This is a genomic window from Bacillus pacificus, from assembly GCF_020861345.1.
GTDB classification, from domain to species: domain Bacteria; phylum Bacillota; class Bacilli; order Bacillales; family Bacillaceae_G; genus Bacillus_A; species Bacillus_A pacificus.
The window spans coordinates 2,463,152-2,485,972 of sequence record NZ_CP086328.1; the positions used below are offsets into that span (position 1 = coordinate 2,463,152).

21 protein-coding genes are annotated in these 22,821 nt (G+C 35.0%); 15 read left to right on the top strand and 6 right to left on the bottom strand.

Going from position 1 to position 22,821, the window contains the following annotated elements:
- Positions 1-40: 40 nt before the first annotated feature.
- Positions 41-1,702, bottom strand: a complete 1,662-nt coding sequence (locus LMD38_RS12905) for a sigma-54 interaction domain-containing protein (RefSeq protein ID WP_062821630.1) — start codon at positions 1,700-1,702, stop codon at positions 41-43.
- Between the two features lie 180 nt (positions 1,703-1,882).
- Here LMD38_RS12905 and LMD38_RS12910 point away from each other — a divergent pair, with 180 nt between their 5' ends.
- The 7 genes from LMD38_RS12910 to LMD38_RS12940 all read left to right on the top strand — a co-directional run bounded on the left by LMD38_RS12910 (position 1,883) and on the right by LMD38_RS12940 (position 9,539).
- The gene (locus LMD38_RS12910) at positions 1,883-3,058 is read left to right on the top strand and encodes an NAD(P)/FAD-dependent oxidoreductase (protein WP_062821631.1); all 1,176 of its coding nucleotides are present in this window, start codon (positions 1,883-1,885) and stop codon (positions 3,056-3,058) included.
- Positions 3,055-4,092, top strand: a complete 1,038-nt coding sequence (locus tag LMD38_RS12915; RefSeq protein WP_062821632.1) for a proline racemase family protein — start codon at positions 3,055-3,057, stop codon at positions 4,090-4,092. Before LMD38_RS12910 ends, LMD38_RS12915 begins: the two co-directional genes overlap by 4 nt.
- Positions 4,089-5,030 carry a proline racemase family protein gene (locus LMD38_RS12920; protein ID WP_062821633.1) on the top strand — a complete coding sequence of 314 codons (942 nt, stop codon included), beginning with the start codon at positions 4,089-4,091 and terminating at the stop codon, positions 5,028-5,030. Before LMD38_RS12915 ends, LMD38_RS12920 begins: the two co-directional genes overlap by 4 nt.
- 17 nt (positions 5,031-5,047) lie before the next feature.
- Complete coding sequence (gene dapA / locus LMD38_RS12925; RefSeq protein ID WP_228920336.1) at positions 5,048-5,944, top strand: 4-hydroxy-tetrahydrodipicolinate synthase; 897 nt, start codon at positions 5,048-5,050, stop codon at positions 5,942-5,944.
- Between the two features lie 18 nt (positions 5,945-5,962).
- Complete coding sequence (locus LMD38_RS12930) at positions 5,963-7,447, top strand: aldehyde dehydrogenase family protein (RefSeq protein ID WP_000956379.1); 1,485 nt, start codon at positions 5,963-5,965, stop codon at positions 7,445-7,447.
- A 130-nt stretch (positions 7,448-7,577) separates the two neighbouring features.
- Positions 7,578-9,068, top strand: a complete 1,491-nt coding sequence (locus LMD38_RS12935) for an alanine/glycine:cation symporter family protein (protein WP_062821635.1) — start codon at positions 7,578-7,580, stop codon at positions 9,066-9,068.
- Between the two features lie 102 nt (positions 9,069-9,170).
- Positions 9,171-9,539 carry a carboxymuconolactone decarboxylase family protein gene (locus LMD38_RS12940; RefSeq protein WP_000399705.1) on the top strand — a complete coding sequence of 123 codons (369 nt, stop codon included), beginning with the start codon at positions 9,171-9,173 and terminating at the stop codon, positions 9,537-9,539.
- Positions 9,540-9,678: 139 nt separating this feature from the next.
- Here the strand turns inward: LMD38_RS12940 and LMD38_RS12945 are convergent, their stop codons facing one another.
- On the bottom strand, positions 9,679-9,975 hold the full coding sequence (locus LMD38_RS12945) for a P-loop NTPase family protein (protein WP_000398675.1): 297 nt from the start codon (positions 9,973-9,975) through the stop codon (positions 9,679-9,681).
- 107 nt (positions 9,976-10,082) lie between these two features.
- Here LMD38_RS12945 and LMD38_RS12950 point away from each other — a divergent pair, with 107 nt between their 5' ends.
- The 4 genes from LMD38_RS12950 (at position 10,083) to LMD38_RS12965 (ending at position 14,368) form a co-directional block, all read left to right on the top strand.
- Complete coding sequence (locus LMD38_RS12950) at positions 10,083-10,586, top strand: GNAT family N-acetyltransferase (protein ID WP_016717707.1); 504 nt, start codon at positions 10,083-10,085, stop codon at positions 10,584-10,586.
- Between the two features lie 224 nt (positions 10,587-10,810).
- Positions 10,811-11,476, top strand: coding sequence for a lytic polysaccharide monooxygenase (locus tag LMD38_RS12955; RefSeq protein WP_000850067.1), 666 nt, complete (start codon positions 10,811-10,813; stop codon positions 11,474-11,476).
- A 211-nt stretch (positions 11,477-11,687) separates the two neighbouring features.
- Entirely contained in the window at positions 11,688-12,617 is a 930-nt protein-coding gene (ppaC, locus tag LMD38_RS12960) for a manganese-dependent inorganic pyrophosphatase (protein ID WP_000416846.1), read from the top strand.
- Between the two features lie 104 nt (positions 12,618-12,721).
- Positions 12,722-14,368: a M3 family oligoendopeptidase gene (locus LMD38_RS12965; protein ID WP_228920338.1), complete on the top strand. Its 1,647-nt coding sequence runs from the start codon at positions 12,722-12,724 to the stop codon at positions 14,366-14,368.
- 18 nt (positions 14,369-14,386) lie between these two features.
- Here LMD38_RS12965 and LMD38_RS12970 read toward each other — a convergent pair whose 3' ends face one another.
- On the bottom strand, positions 14,387-14,584 hold the full coding sequence (locus LMD38_RS12970; protein WP_000789868.1) for a DUF4017 family protein: 198 nt from the start codon (positions 14,582-14,584) through the stop codon (positions 14,387-14,389).
- Between the two features lie 296 nt (positions 14,585-14,880).
- Here LMD38_RS12970 and LMD38_RS12975 point away from each other — a divergent pair, with 296 nt between their 5' ends.
- The 3 genes from LMD38_RS12975 to LMD38_RS12985 all read left to right on the top strand — a co-directional run bounded on the left by LMD38_RS12975 (position 14,881) and on the right by LMD38_RS12985 (position 17,561).
- Positions 14,881-15,330, top strand: a complete 450-nt coding sequence (locus LMD38_RS12975) for a DUF6884 domain-containing protein (RefSeq protein ID WP_062821636.1) — start codon at positions 14,881-14,883, stop codon at positions 15,328-15,330.
- A 240-nt stretch (positions 15,331-15,570) separates the two neighbouring features.
- Positions 15,571-16,305 (top strand): N-acetylmuramoyl-L-alanine amidase, encoded by a 735-nt coding sequence (locus LMD38_RS12980; RefSeq protein WP_000135295.1) that lies wholly within the window; start codon positions 15,571-15,573, stop codon positions 16,303-16,305.
- Between the two features lie 425 nt (positions 16,306-16,730).
- Positions 16,731-17,561: a GH25 family lysozyme gene (locus tag LMD38_RS12985; protein WP_016717701.1), complete on the top strand. Its 831-nt coding sequence runs from the start codon at positions 16,731-16,733 to the stop codon at positions 17,559-17,561.
- Positions 17,562-17,946: 385 nt separating this feature from the next.
- Here the strand turns inward: LMD38_RS12985 and LMD38_RS12990 are convergent, their stop codons facing one another.
- From LMD38_RS12990 to LMD38_RS13000, 3 genes are all read right to left on the bottom strand, one after another.
- Positions 17,947-18,399, bottom strand: coding sequence for a hypothetical protein (locus LMD38_RS12990; RefSeq protein ID WP_061182415.1), 453 nt, complete (start codon positions 18,397-18,399; stop codon positions 17,947-17,949).
- Between the two features lie 133 nt (positions 18,400-18,532).
- Complete coding sequence (locus LMD38_RS12995) at positions 18,533-18,889, bottom strand: hypothetical protein (RefSeq protein ID WP_000606242.1); 357 nt, start codon at positions 18,887-18,889, stop codon at positions 18,533-18,535.
- A gap of 128 nt (positions 18,890-19,017) precedes the next feature.
- Complete coding sequence (locus LMD38_RS13000; protein WP_014893647.1) at positions 19,018-19,641, bottom strand: hypothetical protein; 624 nt, start codon at positions 19,639-19,641, stop codon at positions 19,018-19,020.
- A gap of 1,057 nt (positions 19,642-20,698) precedes the next feature.
- Here LMD38_RS13000 and recQ point away from each other — a divergent pair.
- The gene (recQ, locus tag LMD38_RS13005; RefSeq protein ID WP_000494287.1) at positions 20,699-22,816 is read left to right on the top strand and encodes a DNA helicase RecQ; all 2,118 of its coding nucleotides are present in this window, start codon (positions 20,699-20,701) and stop codon (positions 22,814-22,816) included.
- Positions 22,817-22,821: the final 5 nt, after the last annotated feature.

Sequence of the window (22,821 nt, forward strand, 5' to 3'; positions counted from 1 at the left end):
ATATAATGCAAAAACTATGCCAATATAGAGGAGGGGAGGTTTATTGTAACCCAAGCTTTTTTAAACGATTATATAAGGTGGCTCTCGTAACACCAAGTTGTTTTGCGCATTCTAATTTATTCCCATTTAAAATGCGTAAAGCCCTCTCAATGACTTTTTTCTCATGTTCCTCCATCTCTTCTTGCAAAGAGAGGATTGTATGATTGTTGCTGAGTAATAAGGAATGAGCCGCATGATTATCTAAAGTTTCGGTTGTATGAAATGGTAAATATTCTTGCTTTATAATACCGTCAGTCGCAAATACGACAAGTCTTTCAATAACGTTACGGAGCTCGCGAATATTACCTGGCCAATTGTAATGAAGCAGTTCATGCATAATGCTTGAAGGTAAGTCGCGAATGGGTCTGTTATAGTTAATTGAAAAATTGTTTAGGAAAGAATAGGTTAATTCAATAATATCTTCGCGTCTTTCGCGCAGCGGTGGAATATGCAAACTAACTACATTTAGGCGATAGTATAAATCTTCTCGGAACGTGCCTTTTCTCATTTCTTCTTGTAAATCACGATTGGTAGCAGCGATAATACGAAAGTCAATATGAATCTCTTTTTCTCCACCAACTCGGTAATATTTTCGTTCTTGTAGTACGCGCAAAAGCTTCACTTGCATATCTAGCGGCATTTCTCCAATTTCATCAAGAAATAATGTGCCGCCTTGGGCGAGCTCTATTTTACCTTTCTTACCTTTACTATTTGCACCAGAAAACGCCCCGCGCTCATACCCGAATAATTCGCTTTCAAATAACGCCTCTGGAATGGCACCACAGTTAATTGAAATAAAAGGTGCCTTCGCTGCCTCACTAGCTTCATGAATTGCTTTCGCAAATACTTCTTTTCCAACACCACTTTCACCGAGTATTAAAACGGTTGATTTCACCGAACAAACTTTTCTAGCTAATTGTATTGTTCTTTGTATAACAGGGCTCTTTCCATTCATCGCAAGAAAAGGATCTGATTCATCTTTATACTTTGCTACTTCTTGTTCTAAACGGTGCATTTCATGTGACATATTGAATAGTTTTTCATTTAATGCGACTTGATTTGTAACGTCAGTTTCTGAAACGACTGCTCCTATAATTTCACCGTTACAATAAACTGGATTTGAATTAATTAATACGAACAAATCTGGACGAGGTTGATGGAACTGAGCGATTATACTTTTTCCGTCATGTAATGATTGCAAAATTTCCAAATCTTTATAGTCAAAAAAATGAGTGATAGGTTGCCCAATAATTTCATTATGCTTGACTGAAAAGATCTTTTCGGCGCCATCTGTCCAGGTGCAAACGCGTTCTTTATCATCGATGACTGTAACGGAAGAATCCGTTGTTTGTATTACGGTGTTATAAAAAGAATGGAGTTCATTGTATGACTTAACAAGAAACGGGATGATTTGCTGAGCGGTTATACAGCATATAGGCTCTTTATTTTCGTTCATTATGATAACCACTATTTCATTGGAAAACGCGTCAATTAAAGCGGTGAATGAGTCATCTTCATATATTACTGCGCAGTTATATTTTTCTGTAGTAGAAGGGCGGTAATAATACTTTTCGTTAATTTGCTCAATATGTTGCAAGCAGTATGTATGATCAATGGATAAAATTTTTAGAAATTCTTTTATTGTGGGAAATGAGAATGCCATATTGTCCTCCTATTATGTATAAAAATTTTGACAGTGATAAAAAAATAATACACTTATTTACGATAAATTTAAAATATTTTTACAAATAAAAATATTATTTATAAAAATTGTATATATGTACAGTTGGCACGTCAATTGCATAAAAGAAAGTGAGAGCTTTAGGGGAAGGAGGAATATTTTGTGAGGCACTGCGACGTTTTAATAATTGGAGGCGGTATTATTGGCTGCTCGATCGCTTATTACACTTCGAAATACGGAAGAGACGTAACAATCATTGAAAAAGGAGAATTTGTCAGCGGGACGTCTTCACGGTGTGACGGAAATATTTTGGCTATTGATAAAGACCCAGGATTTGATAGTCAAATGTCGTTAGTAAGTCAAAAATTAGTAACGGATTTAAGTGAAGAGTTAGAGCACTCATTTGAATATAGGGCACCAGGAAGTATTCTCGTATGTGAGTCGGATGAAGAGATGGAAGCAGCGCAGCAATGGGTAAATCGTCAAAAAGAAGCTGGTTTACCGTTTCGAATGCTTGATAGGCAAGATATAAGGGAAGAATCACCATTTTTCGCAGATGATTTATTAGGCGGGTTAGAATGCGCAACAGATTCGACTGTAAATCCGTATCTTCTTGCTTTTGCACTTCTTGCAGAATCGAAGAAATTTGGTACGAAAGCTTTTAATCATACGGAAGTAAAAGAAATGAAAAGAGATATAGACGGTTCCTTTATTGTAGAAACGACAAATGGGACGTTTACTGCGAACCAAGTAGTAAACGCAGCCGGTGTGTGGGCTCCGAAAATCGGACAAATGTTGGATGTAAATATTCCAATTGAACCGAGAAAAGGGCATATTATTGTAGCTTCAAGGCAACAGCACGTTGGTTGCCGTAAAGTAATGGAATTTGGTTATTTAATTTCTAAATTTGGCGGACAACGAAAAGTGGATGCTTTAACTGAAAAATACGGGGTAGCTCTTGTATTTGAGCCGACAGAAAGCCAAAATTTTTTAATTGGTAGTAGTAGAGAATTTGTAGGGTTTCATACGAGGATAAATAACGAGGTTATTAAATGTATTGCGAACAGAGCAATTCGCTTTTATCCAAAAATGGTGGATATGATGGTGATTCGTTCCTATGCTGGGTTACGTCCGTGGACAGAAGACCATTTGCCAATCATTTCACGTGTGGAACATATCCCGAACTACTTTATAGCAGCAGGGCATGAAGGGGATGGCATTAGTCTTGCTGCAGTTACAGGAAAAGTGATTGAAGAGTTATTAAACGAAAAAGAAACAATCATTCCTATTGAACCACTTCGTTTGAGTCGTTTTACAGAAAGGGTGTTAAACGGATGAGGTCACAAAGAGTCTTTACGACGATTGATACACATACGGGCGGGAATCCAACGAGAACAGTGATTAGCGGCTTGCCTAAGTTAATAGGAGAGACGATGGCAGAGAAGATGTTACATATGAAAAAGGAGTATGACTGGATTCGTAAATTGTTAATGAATGAACCGCGTGGTCATGATGTAATGTCAGGAGCGCTATTAATAGATCCGTGTCATCCTGAAGCAGATATTGGTGTTATTTACATAGAGACAGGTGGATATTTACCGATGTGTGGTCACGATACAATTGGTGTATGTACAGCTTTAATTGAATCAGGTTTCATTCCGGTAGTTGAACCGATTACCTCGCTAAAGTTAGACACACCAGCCGGATTAGTTGAAGTCGATATATTTGTTCAAGATGGAAAAGCGAAAGAAGTCTCCTTTTGTAACATTCCAGCTTTTTTACTAAAACACATTACTGTAGACGTCGAAGACATTGGAACTGTAGAGGCTGATATTGCGTATGGAGGGAATTTTTATGCCATTATCGATGCGAAATCAGTAGAGTTAGAGTTAGTACCAGAAAACGCATCTACAATCATAGATAAGGCAATTCATATAAGAAATATCATTAATGAGAAATTTGAAATCATTCATCCAGAGCATTCGTTTATTAGAGGATTAACCCATGTTGAATTTTATACAGATCCTACTCATGAAAGCGCTCATGTAAAAAATACAGTTGTCGTTCCGCCTGGAGGAATTGATCGTTCTCCATGTGGTACAGGAACATCAGCGAAGTTAGCGGTATTATATGCGAACCAAAAAATTGAGATTGATGAAGAGTTTGTTCATGAGAGTATCGTTGGTTCTTTATTTAAAGGGTGTGTCATAAATACGACAAATGTTAAAAATATTGAAGCGGTCGTAACGAAAATTACAGGTTCAGCTTGGCTTATGGGGATGCATAGATTTTTTTACAATGAAAAGGATCCACTGAAAGAAGGCTTTTTGCTAATTCCGCCGATGGAACATGAAACGGAGGATGTAAAATGAACATTCAAAAAATGTATACAGCAGTAGACGTACACGTAAATGGCGAGGCATTCCGTGTAATAAAAGATGTACCATGCAAGTACTACTACAATTTAGAACAATTAAACGAACAATTTTCAGGTGAATTAGCAGAAGAAATGCAGCTTTTATTAAATGAACCGCGTGGTTTTATCGGTTTAAATGGATGTATCGTCGTTCCTTCTATTCATCCGGAAATCGATGCAGCTGTATTATTTTTTAATCATGAAGGGTCAATACCTCTTCATTACGGAGGTATTGTCGCAGTCATAACGATGTTACTAGAAAGTGGGTATTTAAAAAAGAGAGAGACGAATCAATACAAAATCGAAACGTTATCTGGCATATTTTCAGTCCATGCGTATGTAGAGAATGATGAAGTTGTATCTGTTTCGTTTGAAAGTAAAGTATGTTATATGATTGAGAAAAATTTACAGGTTGGTAATATAAGTTACTCTCTTATACAGGCAGATAAAGTATACGCAGTTGTAGAAAAAGATGCGTATTCACCAGAAATTCATATTGAAAACATTTCTGAATTGAAAAAATGGGGAGAAAGTACACTACAAGCTATACAAAAACAGTCGTTAATAAAAAGGCTTATTTTAGTAGATTCTTCGCAAAAAGAAAAGAACCATATAAAGTCGATTACCTTTCATGAAGATAACTTTATCGTACGATCGCCAGGTTTTGTTTCTACTATTGTGTCTTATGTTCACGCGTTATTTAAAAACGATAATATAGCGGATAAACCTTTTATAAATGAAAGTATATGTAATAGCTTTATAACTGTTGAAAAAGTGAAGAAGGAAGAAATAGGTTACATTTTCCGTTTTGAAAGTAGAGGATTTATTACAGGGATGCAGACGTTTCTATTAGACCCTACAGATCCGTTTCCGACAGGATTTTTATTAAAATAGTAAAGGGAGAGATAAATATGAAAAATATTAAAGGGGCATTTCCAGTATTAATCACACCGATGGATGAGTTTCAAGAAATTAATTGGAACGGTGTAAAACAAAACGTAAACCACTTTATTGAGAAAAAAGTGGCTGGCATTATTATTAATGGCAGCATAGGAGAGTTTGTTAGTTTATCAAAAGAAGAGCGATTTAAAATGGTAGAAACAGTATTAAAAGAAGTTGATGGTCGTATTCCGGTTATTGTTGGAACTGCTGCGGAGACGACGAAAGAGACGATTGAATATACGAAACATGCAGAAGCGCATGGAGCGGATTGTGCATTAATTATAAATTCGTATTATTGTAAACCGAAAGAAGAGGAAATATATTTTCATTTTAAAGAAATCTCAAACGCTGTAAATATTCCAATTATGTTATACAATAACCCGTTTACATCTGGTGTTGATATGAGTACAGAACTCATGCTACGTATTGGAAAAGAGTGTGAAAATGTTACACATATTAAAGAATCTAGCGGAGATATTCGAAAAGCAAGAGATTTAGTAAGACAAGGCGAAGGTGCGTTTCAAGTATTCTGTGGATCTGAAGATTTAGTTATGGAATCTTATTTAGTTGGTGCGACGGGCTGGGTTTCAGTAGCAGGTAATATCGTACCGGGACTTGTTACGAAAATGTATGAGCATTTCCAAAATGGTGAATTAGAAAAAGCTTGGGAAATAAACGATGCGATTTTACCTCTTTGTGAGTTTCTTGAAGGGTCCGGAAAATATGTACAAATCGTTAAACGCTCAATGGAATTACACGGGCAAGCTGGGGGGCCTTCTCGCTATCCGAGACTCGGATTAACTAAAGAAGAGGATCAAAAGCTTCAAATGATTATTTCAAAAATTGCTGCTCATGCAGCTGTTTAAATAAGGAGGAGAGCATATATGTTAACGAAAAACATTGAACTAAAACCAAAAGTGAAAGCGTTTTTAAATGAAGAAATTAAAATGTTTATTAATGGTGAATTTGTTCCTTCCATTAGCGGGAAGACATTTGAGACATACAATCCAGCAACTGAAGATGTTTTAGCTGTTGTATGCGAAGCACAAGAAGAGGATATTAATGTCGCAGTAAAAGCGGCAAGATCTGCATTTGAATCAGGACCTTGGGCAGAAATGACTACTGCTGAAAGAGCACATCTTATTTATAAATTAGCAGACTTAATTGAAGAGCATGGAGAAGAATTGGCGCAGTTAGAAGCTTTAGATAACGGGAAACCATATCAAGTAGCACTGGATGATGATATTGCAGCGACTGTAGAAAATTACCGCTATTATGCGGGATGGGCTACGAAAATTATCGGGCAAACAATTCCGATTTCAAAAGATTACTTAAATTATACACGCCATGAACCTGTTGGGGTTGTAGGACAAATTATTCCTTGGAATTTTCCGCTCGTTATGTCTTCTTGGAAAATGGGAGCTGCACTAGCGACAGGTTGTACGATCGTATTAAAACCAGCAGAACAAACGCCTTTATCGTTATTATATACAGCGAAACTTTTTAAAGAAGCAGGTTTTCCAAAAGGTGTTGTAAACTTTGTGCCAGGTTTCGGCCCTGAAGCGGGAGCTGCAATTGTAAACCATCATGATATTGATAAGGTAGCCTTCACAGGTTCAACAGTTACAGGAAAATATATTATGCGTCAATCTGCAGAAACTATTAAACATGTAACGTTAGAACTTGGTGGTAAATCACCAAATATCATTTTAGAAGACGCTGATTTAGAAGAAGCGATTAACGGCGCATTCCAAGGTATTATGTATAATCACGGCCAAAATTGTAGTGCTGGATCTCGCGTGTTCGTTCACCGAAAACATTACGAAACAGTCGTAAATGAACTAGTAAAAATGGCGAATAACGTGAAACTTGGAGCAGGTATGGAGAAGGAAACAGAAATGGGTCCACTCGTATCTAAAAAGCAACAAGAGCGTGTACTACATTACATTGAACAAGGAAAAGCAGAAGGCGCTACTGTTGCTGCTGGTGGTGAACGTGCATTTGAAAAAGGTTATTTTGTACAGCCAACGGTATTCACAAATGTTACTGATGATATGACAATTGTGAAAGAAGAAATTTTTGGACCAGTTGTCGTTGTACTTCCATTTGATTCAACAGAAGAGGTAATCGAAAGAGCAAATCGCTCGTCATACGGACTCGCTGCAGGCGTATGGACACAAAATATTAAAACTGGACATCAAGTTGCCAATAAATTAAAGGCAGGAACAGTATGGATTAATGATTATAACTTAGAAAATGCAGCTGCACCATTTGGTGGGTTTAAACAATCTGGAATCGGTCGTGAGTTAGGTTCATATGCGCTTGATAATTACACAGAAGTGAAGAGTGTTTGGGTAAATATAAAGTAATAGAGAATCTAACTGTTAATAAATAGAGGAATGAAATAATGAGATAGGCGGACAACTGGAAGATTTAATAATAGTTGTCCGTTTTCTTATATATAAAATAGTTTTCAAAAGAATGATAAGGGGGATTTGGATGGAGCAATTAGTAGAGTGGTTAGTAGGGCAAGTATGGAGTATTGGATTAGTTGTTTTCGCCTTAGGAGCAGGTGTGTATTTTACAATTGCAACTCGTTTTCTACAAATTCGTTATTTTAAAGAAATGATTAAACTATTATTTGAAGGGAAGAGCTCTGAGACGGGAATTTCATCCTTTCAAGCATTTTGTTTAGCGTTATCTGGTAGGGTTGGAATAGGTAATATTGCAGGGGTTGCGACAGCTATCGCTTTTGGCGGACCTGGAGCTGTATTTTGGATGTGGGTAATGGCACTATTAGGAGCAGCTAGTGCATTTGTTGAATCAACATTATCTCAAGTATATAAAAGTAAAGTTGGAAATGAATATCGCGGTGGTACACCATATTTCATTGAAAAAGGCTTGAAAATGAAATGGTTTGCAATCATTGTAGCAGTCGTTGTAACACTTTCATATGGCGTTTTATTACCAGGTATTCAATCTAGTAGTATCGCAGTGGGATTCGAAAACTCTAACGGTATTAGTAAATATATAACGGGTATATTGTTAGTCTTATTATTAGCAGCAATCATTTTTGGTGGCGTAAAGAGAATTGCAGGCGTTTCACAAATGCTGGTTCCATTTATGGCAATTGGATATGTAATTGTTACATGTATCGTATTAATTGCGAATGTAACGGAAATTCCAAGTATGTTTGCTTTAATTTTCTCTAGTGCTTTCGGTATAAATGAAATGTTTGGTGGAATCGTCGGTGCAGCAATTGCATGGGGCGTAAAGCGCGCTGTATTTTCAAATGTAGCTGGCGTTGGAGAAGCGACGTATAGCTCTGCTGCGGCTGAAGTATCTCACCCAGCAAAACAAGGGTTAGTTCAAGCGTTTTCCGTATACATTGATACAATTGTCGTATGTACAGCGACAGCTCTTATGATTTTAATAACAGGTATGTATAATGTTATACCTGAAGGGAAAAGCGCTCTTGTAAAGAATATGGGGAATGTAGATGCTGGTCCAATCTATACACAACAAGCTGTTGAAACCGTTATGACGGGATTTGGACCATTATTCATTTCAATCGCAATTTTCTTCTTCGCATTTACAACTTTACTCGCTTACTACTATATCGCTGAAACGACACTTACTTATTTAGATCGTGAGGTTAAATATAGCTGGTTAAAACCAGTATTAAAAATTGGGTTTTTAATTATGGTTTATATCGGTAGCGTAGAATCAGCGTCGCTTTTATGGAATCTTGGAGATTTAGGAATTGGTAGTATGGCATGGTTAAACTTAATCGCGATTCTATTATTAAGTAAAATCGCATTAAAAGTGTTAAAAGATTATGAAGCGCAGAAAAAAGTAGGGAAAGATCCAGTATTTGATCCTAAAAATGTAGGGATTGAAGGTTTAACATTTTGGGAAGAGAGAAGTAAAGAGGTTCAAAGAAAAAACTCTAAAGAACAAGCGGTAGTGGATGATAGTCTGAAACTGTAGTTTAAATAAACTGAATATTCATTCTATTAAACGAGGTATATTGCCTTCTTTTCATCACATACTACAGTAGGTACAGATAATTTGAATGGGGGTAATAATAAGATGGAACACGAACAACATCATAGTTCAGTAAATGACGTTCTACATCATTATAAAGAAGGAATCGGTAGTTTTACAAACCAAATTCCTGAAATTGCTGAAACATATAATGCATTCACGCAAGCTTGTTTTCAAGAGGGTTCTTTAACAAAAAGAGAAAAACAACTTATCGCATTAGGAATTAGTCTAGCAACGCAAGACGAATATTGTACCGTTTATCATACAAAGGGTTGTCTTGATCAAGGGTGTTCAGATAAAGAGATTCTGGAAGCGTGTGGGGTATCAGCAGCATTTGCTGGCGGAGCTGCTATGAGTCAAGCAGTAACTTTAGTGCAAGAGTGTTTAACAGAACTGAAAAATCATAAGCATTGAATAGAAAAGAACGTTTTAAACTTTATGTTTAAAACGTTCTTTTACGTGAGATTAAATTTGAGTATGAAAATTAGCTTGTATGTGATGTAGCAAAGTAAGATTCTTAAATATAGTGGGAATGAGAAACAACTATTTATTTTTAAGATTTTCTAAAAAGTTTCAATTGTTTCATATAATCAATAGCTTTTGTTTTGTTTTTTTGATTACATACATATTTGAATTCATTCTTATCTCGATAATAACTATTCATTATTTCCTTTGTAAGAATTCCATCGGAAATAGCTTTTTTAATTGCGCAATGTGGTTCATTTGTATGAGAGCAGTTAGAAAATTTACAGTTCTTAGATATCGCTTCTATATCCTCATATCCAAGATCAAAGTCGTCCTTATGATGTATTAAGTCAAATCCTATTTTGCTAATGATTAATCCCTCCATCATTCATACATTCTAAAAGTATGCTCTATTTAAATATATATTTCCTTTTAGTATTCTGTTATTCCTTCTTTAAAACTTGGTACAATGAAACAAAAGGGGGATTAATAATGCAAAATTTAGTAATTGAAGAGATTAAGCAAATAAAAGATGAGGTGGAAGAGCTTTCTAACCTTTTGAAAACAGTTGTAGATGATGGGGCGTCAATTGGTTTTTTACCTCCACTGGAACAAAAAGAATCAACAAAGTATTGGCAAACTGTTTTAGCGCCAGAAGTGATATTATATGTCGCTAAAATAAACAATGAATTGGCAGGGAGTATTCAATTACATTTAGTTACAAAGCCTAACGGAATTCATAGAGCCGAGATTTGTAAGTTAATGACTCATCCCAACTTTAGACGTAATGGTATTGGACGTTTACTTATGCAAAAAGCAGAGGAACGAGCGAAGCAAGAAGATAGGTCTCTTTTAGTGTTAGATACGAGAGAAGGAGACCCTTCTAATAGATTGTATAAATCATTAGACTATCAAGAAGTTGGAAAAATACCAGAATACGCGATTTCTCCAAATGGTAATTTAGATGCCACAGTTATTTATTATAAAGTTTTATAAGTTACGATTAAAAAGCTATCATGCTCAAAATAATAAACCACCATTTTTAACACCGTCTATATTTCTCTAGCGGTGTTATTTGAATTTATTTAATGTACAAATTGAATTTGAGAAAGTTTTTAGAGGGTTCTGTTTGTATGGTCTCTCGACTTATAATGGATGTAGAGAAGATGACTAGGCAACTATAGTTATTTTCGCTTTATTATGGGAAAGGGGATGACGAGATGAAAACGAAAGGTTTACAGAAGGTGAAGAAAGTTATATTAAGTGGTGGCATATTACTTACGGGATTGTTAACTTTCGGTTTTTCAGAAAAAGCTTCCGCTCATGGATATGTTGAATCACCAGCGAGCCGCTCTTATTTATGTAAGCAAGGGGTAAATGTAAATTGCGGTCCGATTCAATATGAACCGCAAAGTGTAGAAGGAATAGGTGGCTTCCCGCAATCAGGACCTTCGGATGGTCAAATCGCAGGAGCTGGCCATTTCCCTGCTTTAGATGTACAGACTGTAGATAGGTGGAAGAAAGTTACTTTAAACGGTGGGACGAATACATTCAAGTGGAAACTAACGGCTCCTCATAGTACGAAAGAGTGGAAATATTATATTACGAAGAAAGATTGGAATCCAAATAAGCCTTTAACGAGGTCTGATTTAGATTTAGTGCCTTTCTATGTGAAAAATGATGGAGGAGCTAGACCTGGAACTTCCGTAACACATGAAGCAAATGTGCCTACTGATAGAAATGGATATCACCTTATTTTAGCTGTGTGGGAAATTGCAGACACTGGGAATGCATTTTATCAAGTTATCGATGTTAACCTTGTAAATAATGGTTTGGCATCGAATTTTCCGCTAAATCATGTAGTGCAAGCTCCTAGCTTATTTTAAATAAAGTGAAACTTTAATCAGTGGGGGTCTTACTGCACATTAAAGCGGGATAAAATATACATTTCGATCATCTAATTCATTTTAGATGATCTTTTTTTACGAAAAACGATGAAAAATATAGAAGAAAGTGCAATTATTTATAAAAAATTATGCTTTAAATATTGTCATATTTGCTTCTTTAAGATATCCTTTTCATGAAGAGGTGGAAAACATGGAAAAAGTACTAGTTTTCGGGCATAAAAACCCAGATACAGATGCAATTTGTTCTGCAATTGCTTATGCAGAATTGAAAAAAGAATTAGGAATGAATGCTGAGCCTGTACGTTTAGGCGAAATCAGCGGTGAAACTCAATTTGCGTTAGACTATTTTAAAGTAGAAGGACCGCGTTTTGTTGAGACAGTTGCAAACGAAGTGGACAACGTTATTTTAGTTGACCATAACGAGCGTCAACAAAGTGCTAACGATATCGAATCTGTTCGTGTGTTAGAAGTTATTGACCATCACCGTATTGCTAACTTTGAAACAAGCGATCCTATTTACTACCGTTGTGAGCCAGTTGGTTGTACAGCTACAATTTTAAACAAGATGTACAAAGAAAACGGCATTACAATTCGTAAAGAAGTTGCAGGTTTAATGTTATCTGCAATCATTTCAGATTCTTTACTATTCAAATCTCCAACTTGCACAGAGCAAGACGTAGCAGCAGCTCGTGAATTAGCGGAAATCGCTGGTGTAGATGCTGATAACTACGGCTTAGAAATGTTAAAAGCTGGTGCTGACTTAAGCGGAAAAACAATGGAGCAATTAATCTCTCTTGACGCTAAAGAATTCCAAATGGGTAATGCGAAAGTTGAAATCGCACAAGTAAACGCTGTTGATACGAACGACGTTCTTGTACACCAAGCAGAACTTGAAAAAGTTATCTCTGCAGTAGTAGAAGAAAAAGGTTTAGACCTATTCTTGTTTGTTGTAACTGATATCTTAACAAACGATTCTGTCGGTCTTGCGATCGGTAACGCAGCAAACGTTGTTGAGAAAGCATACAACGTATCTCTAGAAAACAACACTGCTACATTAAAAGGTGTAGTATCTCGTAAAAAACAAATCGTACCAGTATTAACAGAAGCATTCCAAGCTTAATTTTATTGAGTACAGATAGAAAAGGACAAGTAGTCGGATTGGCTACTTGTCTTTTTCTATCCGTATAAAACAGAAAATTCGAATTTTTAATAGGGGGTTTGTGTATGCTTAATGAATTCGAAAGTAAATTACAGTCACTTTTAGAGCGAAATATTACTTCTGTTTTAGAATTAGAAAGTTGGCTTTTCGATGAACTGCGTGTAACCGCTGAAGTAGAAGAGGAGATAACAAGTAGTTTAATCGCCACGTATAGAGATACAGATGACAGAAATATGCGTGATTTACATATGTATAATCAAAATACAATTCAACCACTTTTAAAAAGATACACTGCAAAATTTGACGAGAAATTTAGAGAGTGTCCGTTTTCTGACTTATTAGATGAGCAGAAATATGGATTTATGAAAAAAGCAAGATTTGTGAAGAGTAGAATGTTTAATGAAGAAAATATTGCTCTTTCTATTAAAGAGCAAGAGCTTATTACGAAGTATAGAGAAATAATGTCTAACATAACAATTAATTGGGAGGGAGAGCAAAAGACGTATGCATACGTTAAAGCACAGCTAGATAACTCTAATAGAGCTATTCGTGAAAAAGCTTGGTACGCTTTATGTGAAGCAAGAAGTGCAGTGAAGATGGAAATAGATTGTATTATGAATGAGCTCGTACAATTACGGAATGAGCTCGCTTTAAATGCAGGATTTCATAATTATAGTGAATATGCTTATAAACAAAAAAACAGAGATTATAACATTGAAGATTGCTATAAGCTCCATGAATCTATAGAAAAGTATGTTGTACCAATTTGGAAACAATTAGGGAGTATTTCTAAAAAGAATCTCGGTGTAAAAACGTATCGCCCTTGGGATCTTACTCCATGTAATATACTAAAAGCTCCATTTCAAAATGCCATTGATTTATTGGATGGGTTGGAAGAAATGTTTCGGAAGACAGATTTATATTTTTATGAGGAATTTATCCATATACGAAAAGCAGGATTAATTGATGTAGAAGAACGTGAAAATAAAGCACCAGGAGCTGCTTGTTTTACCTTGCCTCATAGTAAAGAGGTTTTTGTGTATTCTAATTTTAGTCCATCATTTTATGCGATTAATGCGCTCATACATGAAGTGGGACATGCATTTCATTTTTATAAACAATTTAAAAATGATAGTAGCATGCAGGAAAGGTATCTTCGTGAAGAGGTGGCTGAGCTTTATTCCCTCAGTCTTGAGTTACTAGTAATGGATAAGCATACTATTTTTTATAAGCAAGAGGATGAATATAAAGAAGTGCAGCGCGTACAATTATATCGTGCTTTGTCTTTATTATTGTCGTCAATTGCAGGAGATGTATTCCAGCATTGGATCTATACAAATCCAAACCATACACCAGAAGAGCGTGATAAGAAATACGCTGAACTATGCAAAAGGTATCAATATTCATCAGTCAATATTGACGGATTAGAAGATGAAATTGGTTCGAGTTGGGTAGAGTCATTTCACTTTGTTCAGTTCCCTTTTTATAAAATTGAATATGCAATTGCGCAAATAGGAGCAATGCAATTGTTTCAAATTTATCGAGAGGATCCAGAAAAAGCGATTACTTTCTTTAAAGAGGGAGCGAGTGCAGACTGGAACCTACCAATACAAGAAATATATGAAAAAACAGGTGTCACGTTTGATTTTTCGGAAGAAAGGATAGAAAGTACTGCAAGTGTAATTGTTGATCTGATTAATGAATTAAAATAAGGATAGCATTAGCTATCCTTATAGCTGTTTGTTCGTAGATTTTTTCTTGTTTATATAAAATGTAATAATAGCTGTAATGAGAAAAATAGGTATAGCATACGCTTGCCCAACAAACAACTTCCAGCCCACATGATTATAACCTTGAGATGCTGGAGCAATCATAGCGATTACGCAAACAATAATATAGAGTACTAGTGCAGGGAGTATATTTTTCACTTATTCACCTCCTTCTAAAGATAAAATATTTTGTCATTCATATATTTTAATTAATATTAAGAGCTTTGAAAAGTAAATGTACCATTATTGGTAGTATTATAATATTTACAAAAAGTGTACTATGTTTAAATAGGGCAATGGGATTTCAAATCTTAAAAAAGTGAATTATAAGTAAAAAACGATGGTTTTATGGTAAAAGATATATTTTTTATTTTTAATATCATTATATAGCATGTTGAGAGAAAAATGTGTAAAATAGTTAATTTTACTTATGCAAGAGAAGAGGTAAGAGATAAATGAAAAGGTTATGCATAATTCCATGCGGAAAGAAGAAAATTTGGGATAAGTATCCGGATTACGGGCCTATGGAGGCAAAAGATGTATATATTAGCCCGTTCGGAAAAGGGTGTCAGGCGTATGCAACGATGTTTTTTGAGAATTGGGTTATATTATCGGCGAAGCATGGATTTTTAAGGCCAAATGATATTGTACTAGAAAACTATGATCTTGCGTTTGATTCAAAGAGCGATAAGGTAATAAGTATAGAGCAATTACAAAAACAGATGGTAGATAAAAGTTTACTACAGTTTGACGAAATCGTCTTACTTGCAGGGAAAAAGCATAAAAAAGTAGTAACAAAGCTATATCCAGAAGAAATGATTACATATCCGTTAGAAGGATATAAAGGAATTGGATATATGTTGCAGAGGTTGAAAGAGGCAGTGAAGGAAGAGGAGGAAATATAAGTATAGTTTCGGTCACCATGAGCTTAAACTGTTTTTAAGGAGCTAAAACGTAAAATAGAGTTTTTAAGCATCGCCAAAAAGGTGATGCTTTTTGTTCGTGTCACCACTTTTTATATCGAAAACGATTTGCCTTCACCTATAGAAAATGTAGGACGTATGGGGACAGTTAAGATTGTAAGAGGGAATAGCAATAAGACAAGTTTTGAATATGATATTAAGAAAGGAGATGTTGATAAATAAATGGCCAGATATAGTTTGCACGGAGGACACAATAGTATTGTTCAAGGGGCTAATTTTGGGAATCGGAAAGAACACGTTCTAGATAGGCAAGTTAAAGATGCTGTGGCGACTAAGTTAAGATCCCTAGGACACACGGTTTATGACGATACGGATGAGGTAGGGACAACTCAATCACAAAATTTAAATAATATCATTCGGAATAGCAATTCCCATGCTGTGGATTTAGTTATTTCTTTTCATCTTAATGCAAGTGATGGAAATGGACAGGGTGTTGAGGTTTTGTATTATGATCAGAAAGATTTGGCGGCTAAAATATCAGCTCAACTAGCAAAAGATATTGGATGGCGTGATCGAGGTGCGAAACAACGTACAGATTTAGCGGTATTAAATGGAACGAAGGCACCGGCTATTCTTATTGAATTAGGATTTATTGATAATGAATCCGACATGGCAAAATGGAATGTTGATAAAATCGCTAATTCTATTGTATTTGCTCTTACAGGACAAACTGGAGGAGGTGCAACGGACTTGCTCAAAGTAAAAACTGGTGGTGTAGCATTTAGCAATTTACAAGCTTTGGCTCAGGCGATGGTTGATGCGGGTATTGATGGACAAATTGTCGTTCAGAAAGATGGCATTGGTTATGCTATAACGAATGGCTATCCGTCCGGAAATATCGATAAATTTACAGCTTGGTTAGATGCACGTAAATGGTACTATGAGTACTTGAGATAAAACGAAAATTAGTTTGATTAAAAACTAAAAATTGTCTTATTTTTAGTTAACAAGTATATTAAGTAATTAATAATTATGTAACTATAAATATGGATAATGTATATGTAAAGTAGTACACAAAACCACCTGTCAGAAAGGTGGTTTTGTGTATCCCGCTTTAATGGGCAGTAAAATTCATACCTCAAAATTCGGATGAAGCTAAGAAATTAGCTGGGAATTGCACTGCTTGTGGCCTCCTACTGATTATAGTTTAGAGCTTTGTAAGTCTTTACTTATTAAACCCGTAATAATATTTTATTTTCTCAATACATAAGCCGAATTTTAAATTATTACTAAATAATACAATACTTCTCATACTATTTATTAGATGATAATAGCAAAAAAACAAGCTTTGAATATAATAACGAAAAAGGAGATGTTAAATAATGGGTTACATTGTAGATATTTCGAAATGGAATGGCAACATTAATTGGGATATCGCGGCTCCACAATTAGATTTTGTAATTGCACGTGTGCAAGATGGTTCAAATTATGTAGATCCTTTATATAAAAATTATGTACAAGCAATGAAAGCAAGAAATATTCCGTTTGGTAATTATGCGTTCTGTCGTTTCGTTTCAGTAGAGGATGCACGGATAGAGGCGAGAGACTTTTGGAACCGTGGTGATAAAAATGCAACAGTTTGGGTAGCTGACATAGAAGTAAAAACAATGAACGATATGAGAGCAGGTACACAAGCTTTTATTGATGAATTACGAAGATTAGGAGCTAAGAAAGTCGGTTTATACATCGCTCATCATATGTATGCTCCATTTGGAATGGCAAATGTCAATTGTGATTTTGTATGGATTCCTCGTTATGGTGGTAACAAACCAGCCTACCCATGTGATATTTGGCAATACACAGAAACAGGGAATGTAGCCGGCATAGGAAAATGTGATTTAAATAAGTTAATGGGAAATAAACCGTTAGTTTGGTTTACTAATCAAACTGTTGAACAATCGACAAAACAAGAAGGAGTTGGAATTATAGTGAATAAATTTAGTAAAGTTGTTACGTATGAATTTGGTACAGCGTTAGTAGTAGAAATGTTAGGAATGATGGATGCTCTTGGGTATGAATCTCGTATTATCTCATATGGAGATAAACAAGGATTAGTTAGATTTGAAACAGCATATCGCCAAGGGAATGAATTAGATCGAGCGACAGCGTGGTTAGATGCTAAGGGACTTAAATATTTTTATACAAAAGAATAGTTTGCTAAATAAAAAGCCGTCATGTGACGGTTTTTTATTTTTATGTAATCTTTTAACTCTACTTATAATATGGAGAAAATAGACTAACAAACAAGCCATTGTATACTTTCAAACATAGAATATGATGCATTCTATCAAGGAGGAAGCATATTTATGAGAAATACTTGTCATTGTGGACATTTTTAAGATTGTAATAAATTTTGGGATGATTTGATGTTTGGGAGATGTAAACGTAATGATTTTCATGAGTGTTGTTGCAAAGAGAAACCGAAGTGTGAGTGTGAAAAATGTCATTGTAAAACAAAAGCGAAATGCCATTGTAGGCATGAAGAGGAAGGGTATTAATAATAAAAAAGAGTACGATACGCACTCTTTTTTGGGGTGATTATATTCCATCTTGAACAGATTTCTTTACAACTAACCATGTGTCTTTCTTTTTAATCGTTATAGCTACATTAGTTCCATTAGATTCCTTATAAAAGATATATCCATTGTTTGAGTTTACATATGTGACTGGTTCGCCTATGCAATCTCGCGAGCAGGATTTGTTGACTAGTTCAATTAGGGAGAGTTCGCTTGGATCTGTTTTACTTGCTTCTATAACAGCATCAAGGTTCGTTTTTCGATAGCCTTGTAAGTTGATATGAAAAAACTGCTCTATTTCTCCTGTAATGCTAGTATTCATTACTTCTACTGAATTCTTTTTTTCTTGAAGAAATCCGTTTTTATAAAGTAATTTTGTATATCCAATCCATGCTATTAATACTAGCATGAAAAATATACCCGTCATTTTAAGCGTTCGTAGTCGTTTACTTACAATAGTTTCTGAGTATTTCATTCAGTCTAATCCTCCAATGTTTTTAATTTAAAATATGCTTGGATACATACTTTTAGAAGAGGATGAAATTTGATGAGTTTTCAATAAAAAAGAAAACATCCAGAGTTAGATGCTTTCTTTTTTGTATTTTTTGCTATCTGTTAGTTACTTGTTTCATAAGTGGTCTAATTTCTTTAACCGGTGGTTTTTTATCGTATACATCAACGTAAGAAAAATAATAATTTAAGTTTCTGAGAATTCCTTTTCCTATTTTAGCACTTAAGAAAGGAAAGACTTGTCCAGTATAATCATCAAGAGATTTACAGTAGTATTTTTCATCTAAATATATACTGTATTTACATGTTAGTTCTACTAGTGAGTTTCCTTCATCATCAATTACTTCCTTAGAATCAATAATGTCTATTAATGCGAATTTTTCATTTAGATAAACTTTCTTCTTTTTCTCATATTTATTTGTGAGTATAAATACGAGACCAATGGCGTTAATCAAACTGTTTCCTCCTATAAAAAACGGATATTAATAAAATATATCGATATACGTTAAATGTAAAGAGGACAGGTGAAATATCATTGATAGAAAGTTCAATAAGCCGATTTGGTTTTCAAATCGGCTTATTGTTATTGAAATACTTGCGGGAATTGCTTTACGATTGCGTTTGTTATCATGTCGGCCATTTCTAAAGCTTCTTTTTCAATTTTATCGTACAGTTTTACGCCTGCTTCATAATCTTTATTTAGGAATGCCAGTGCTTCTGCCTTAGTTAGTGCTAAATGTTCATAAAACATGTTTCTAAATGCTTCTTTATCAATATATGGGTTAATGCTAGTAAGAAATGCAACAATTTCATCTCCGTTAGCGTACCATTTTTTCTCTATAGCAGTAGCTGAATTTTGATCACCAGCTTTTGCTGCTTTAACAAGATCCGCTGCAATTACTAAGTGGTCTTTAATTAGTGCACTATATTTTTTTACAGCATCCTCACCATAGAATGGTTCAAGCGACAGTCCCATATGTGTTGCATTTTGAAGAAGCCGCCCAACTGTAATGTTTACGTCAGGTAAATTAAAAACAATACTTATAATAGCTAATCTCGTCCAAGCAACGTGTTGTTCCCATAAGGAACGCATATAACCTTTTAAAAAATTCTCGTTTTTACTAATTCGGTAATTACGTACAGATGTATCAAACTGTACATAAGGGTTATGATAGGGGGAGTAATACGATTGCCAATAAGGGTACATAAACGGTAACACTCCTTTGAACATGTATAACTCAAAGTATGATGGAAATTTATATTTAGTTACGTGTCCTCGCTTATTTTTAAAAAATGAGTGTTTTAATTGTGATATACAGATAAAACGAATATAAAGTAAAAGATGCTCTGCAAGGGAAGTTGCAGAGCATCAAAAGGGTATTGCCGAGATGTCGGACTCGACTACGTAATATTATCATAAAATTCGCTTAAAAAAACCTGGTAAATGTGTCCAAATGAAAGTGTATCTTTAATAAAGTCAAAGGGATCTGCTTCCCGCGGCAGATCCCTTTGACTAGATAATGTCGATGAGCAAAAACTCATCTGGAGTACTTTAATAGTAACAAGTGAAATTCGTTTTGTGTATTGAGAAAAAAAGATTTACTTTATTAAATGTTAAGAACTTATATTTTACTTCTTGCTATTATCATCATTTGTTGTGAGTGGAGTATGGTTATAAAATGGAGAAAAGATTTACAATCACATCTAAAAGTGTACTGAAATATATATAAATCAAAAAAGACCTGCACAAATAAGCAGGTCAACTTAAGGGGGGATCAAACAGAATATTTCATATGTTAACAACTGTATTGTATTAAGTCTATAAGGTTCATATTGAGAAAATTATTATGAACGATCTATTTCGCACGTGTATTAACGTTTAAAAAGTTGAGAAAGAAAATGAAAAAGCTTTCTATAAGAAAATAATGGTTGGTACTTATAGTATGATTCATATTTCCACGCTTCATTATTTGAGAATTGGGGTTGGTTCGATACGCTTTTCTGTTTGATGAAACTAATATTATGGTGCTTCATATAGTAACCTCCTGAATTCATATGTATAAGATTAGTAGTATTCAAGGAGAATTAATAAAATGTGTATTTATTTAGAAATTCGTTATAGTTGTTAATCCATCTCTAAAACGTAAAGAAGCATAAAATAATGAAAAAGCAGGACGTTAGTCATGTATTCATCGCTTTCATGACCCATAAGAGATGATATAATAGGAGTAGATGAAAGATAAAGAAAAGCAGGTGACTCTTTTTTGTTTACAAAAGCACAAGAACTTTTAGCGTCTTATTTCGGTTATTCGTCATTCCGAAGAGGACAAGATGAAACAATTAAAAATGTATTAGATGGGAAAGATACAGTTTGTATTATGCCTACAGGTGGTGGTAAGTCAATTTGTTATCAAATTCCCGCATTAGTATTTGAAGGAACAACGTTAGTTATATCGCCTTTAATATCGCTTATGAAAGACCAAGTAGATACATTAGTACAAAATGGTATTTCAGCTACATATATTAATAGTTCTATTTCGATTACAGAAGCGAATCAACGAATTCAATTAGCGAAACAGGGCCATTATAAGTTACTTTATGTAGCGCCAGAGCGACTTGATTCAATGGAGTTTGTTGACCAACTGATCGATATGAAAATTCCGATGATTGCCATTGATGAGGCGCACTGTATTTCGCAGTGGGGACATGATTTCCGTCCGAGCTATTTACATATACACCGTATATTAGATTATCTTCCAGAAAAGCCGCTCGTATTAGCATTAACTGCTACGGCAACACCACAAGTTCGTGATGATATTTGCAACACGCTTGGAATTAATCAAGAAAACACGATTATGACAACGTTTGAGCGCGAGAACTTATCATTTTCTGTTATTAAAGGACAAGATCGTAATGCATATTTAGCGGATTATATTCGTCAAAATCAAAAGGAATCTGGGATTATATATGCAGCTACTAGAAAAGTAGTTGATCAGTTGTATGAGGATTTAATGAAAGCGGGAGTTTCTGTATCAAAATATCATGCTGGTATGAGTGATAACGATCGAAATGAGCAACAAGAACTCTTTTTACGTGATGAAGTGAGCGTAATGGTAGCCACATCTGCGTTTGGGATGGGTATTGATAAATCGAATATTCGTTACGTTATCCATTATCAGCTTCCAAAAAATATGGAAAGTTATTACCAAGAAGCAGGACGTGCTGGCCGTGACGGATTAGATAGTGCATGTATATTGCTTTATTCTTCTCAAGATGTACAAGTACAACGCTTTTTAATTGATCAATCGACAGGAGAGTCTCGTTTTTCAAATGAACTTGAAAAACTGCAAAATATGACTGACTACTGTCATACAGAACAATGTTTACAATCATTTATTTTGCAATACTTTGGAGAAGAACCAAAAGAAGATTGTGGCCGCTGCGGTAATTGTACAGACGACCGAGAAAGTATCGATGTGACGAGAGAATCGCAAATGGTTTTATCTTGTATGATTAGGACGAACCAACGATTTGGTAAACAAATGATTGCACAAGTACTAACTGGATCTAAAAATAAGAAAGTCATTGAATTTAATTTTCATACTTTGCCAACTTACGGACTTTTATCAAATCGTAGTGTAAAAGAAGTGAGTGAATTTATTGAGTTTTTAATTTCAGACGAGCTAATTGCAGTTGAACATGGTACTTACCCGACACTAAAAGTAACGGAAAAAGGGAAAGAAGTGTTACTTGGTAAAGAGAATGTTTTACGTAAAGAACGAGTAGAGACAAGACAAATCGTTCAAGATCATCCTTTATTTGAAGTACTTCGCGAAGTACGTAAAGAAATTGCGCAAGGAGAAGGGGTACCTCCATTCGTTATTTTCTCTGACCAAACGTTGAAAGATATGTGCGCAAAAATGCCGCAAAGCGACTCTGAACTTTTAACTGTGAAAGGGATTGGTGAACACAAACTTGTGAAGTATGGTTCGCACTTCTTACAAGCAGTTCAGCACTTTATTGAGGAAAATCCAAACTATGCTGAAACTATTAAAACAGAAGTGGTGACAGAGCGGAAAAAATCAGGGAAAGCTTCAGCAAATTCTCATTTGGAAACGTATGAAATGTATAAACAAGGTATTAATCTAGATGAAATTGCGAAAGAACGTGGATTATCAAGACAAACGATTGAAAATCATTTAATTCGTTGTTTTGAAGATGGAATGGAAGTAGACTGGAACAGTTTTGTTCCTGCAGAATACGAACAACTGATTGAAACTGCTGTGCAAAATGCTGATGGTGGTCTGAAATCGATTAAGGAACAACTTCCGAATGAAGTGAGTTACTTTATGATTCGTGCTTATTTACAAATTAGAAAGTAGTGACA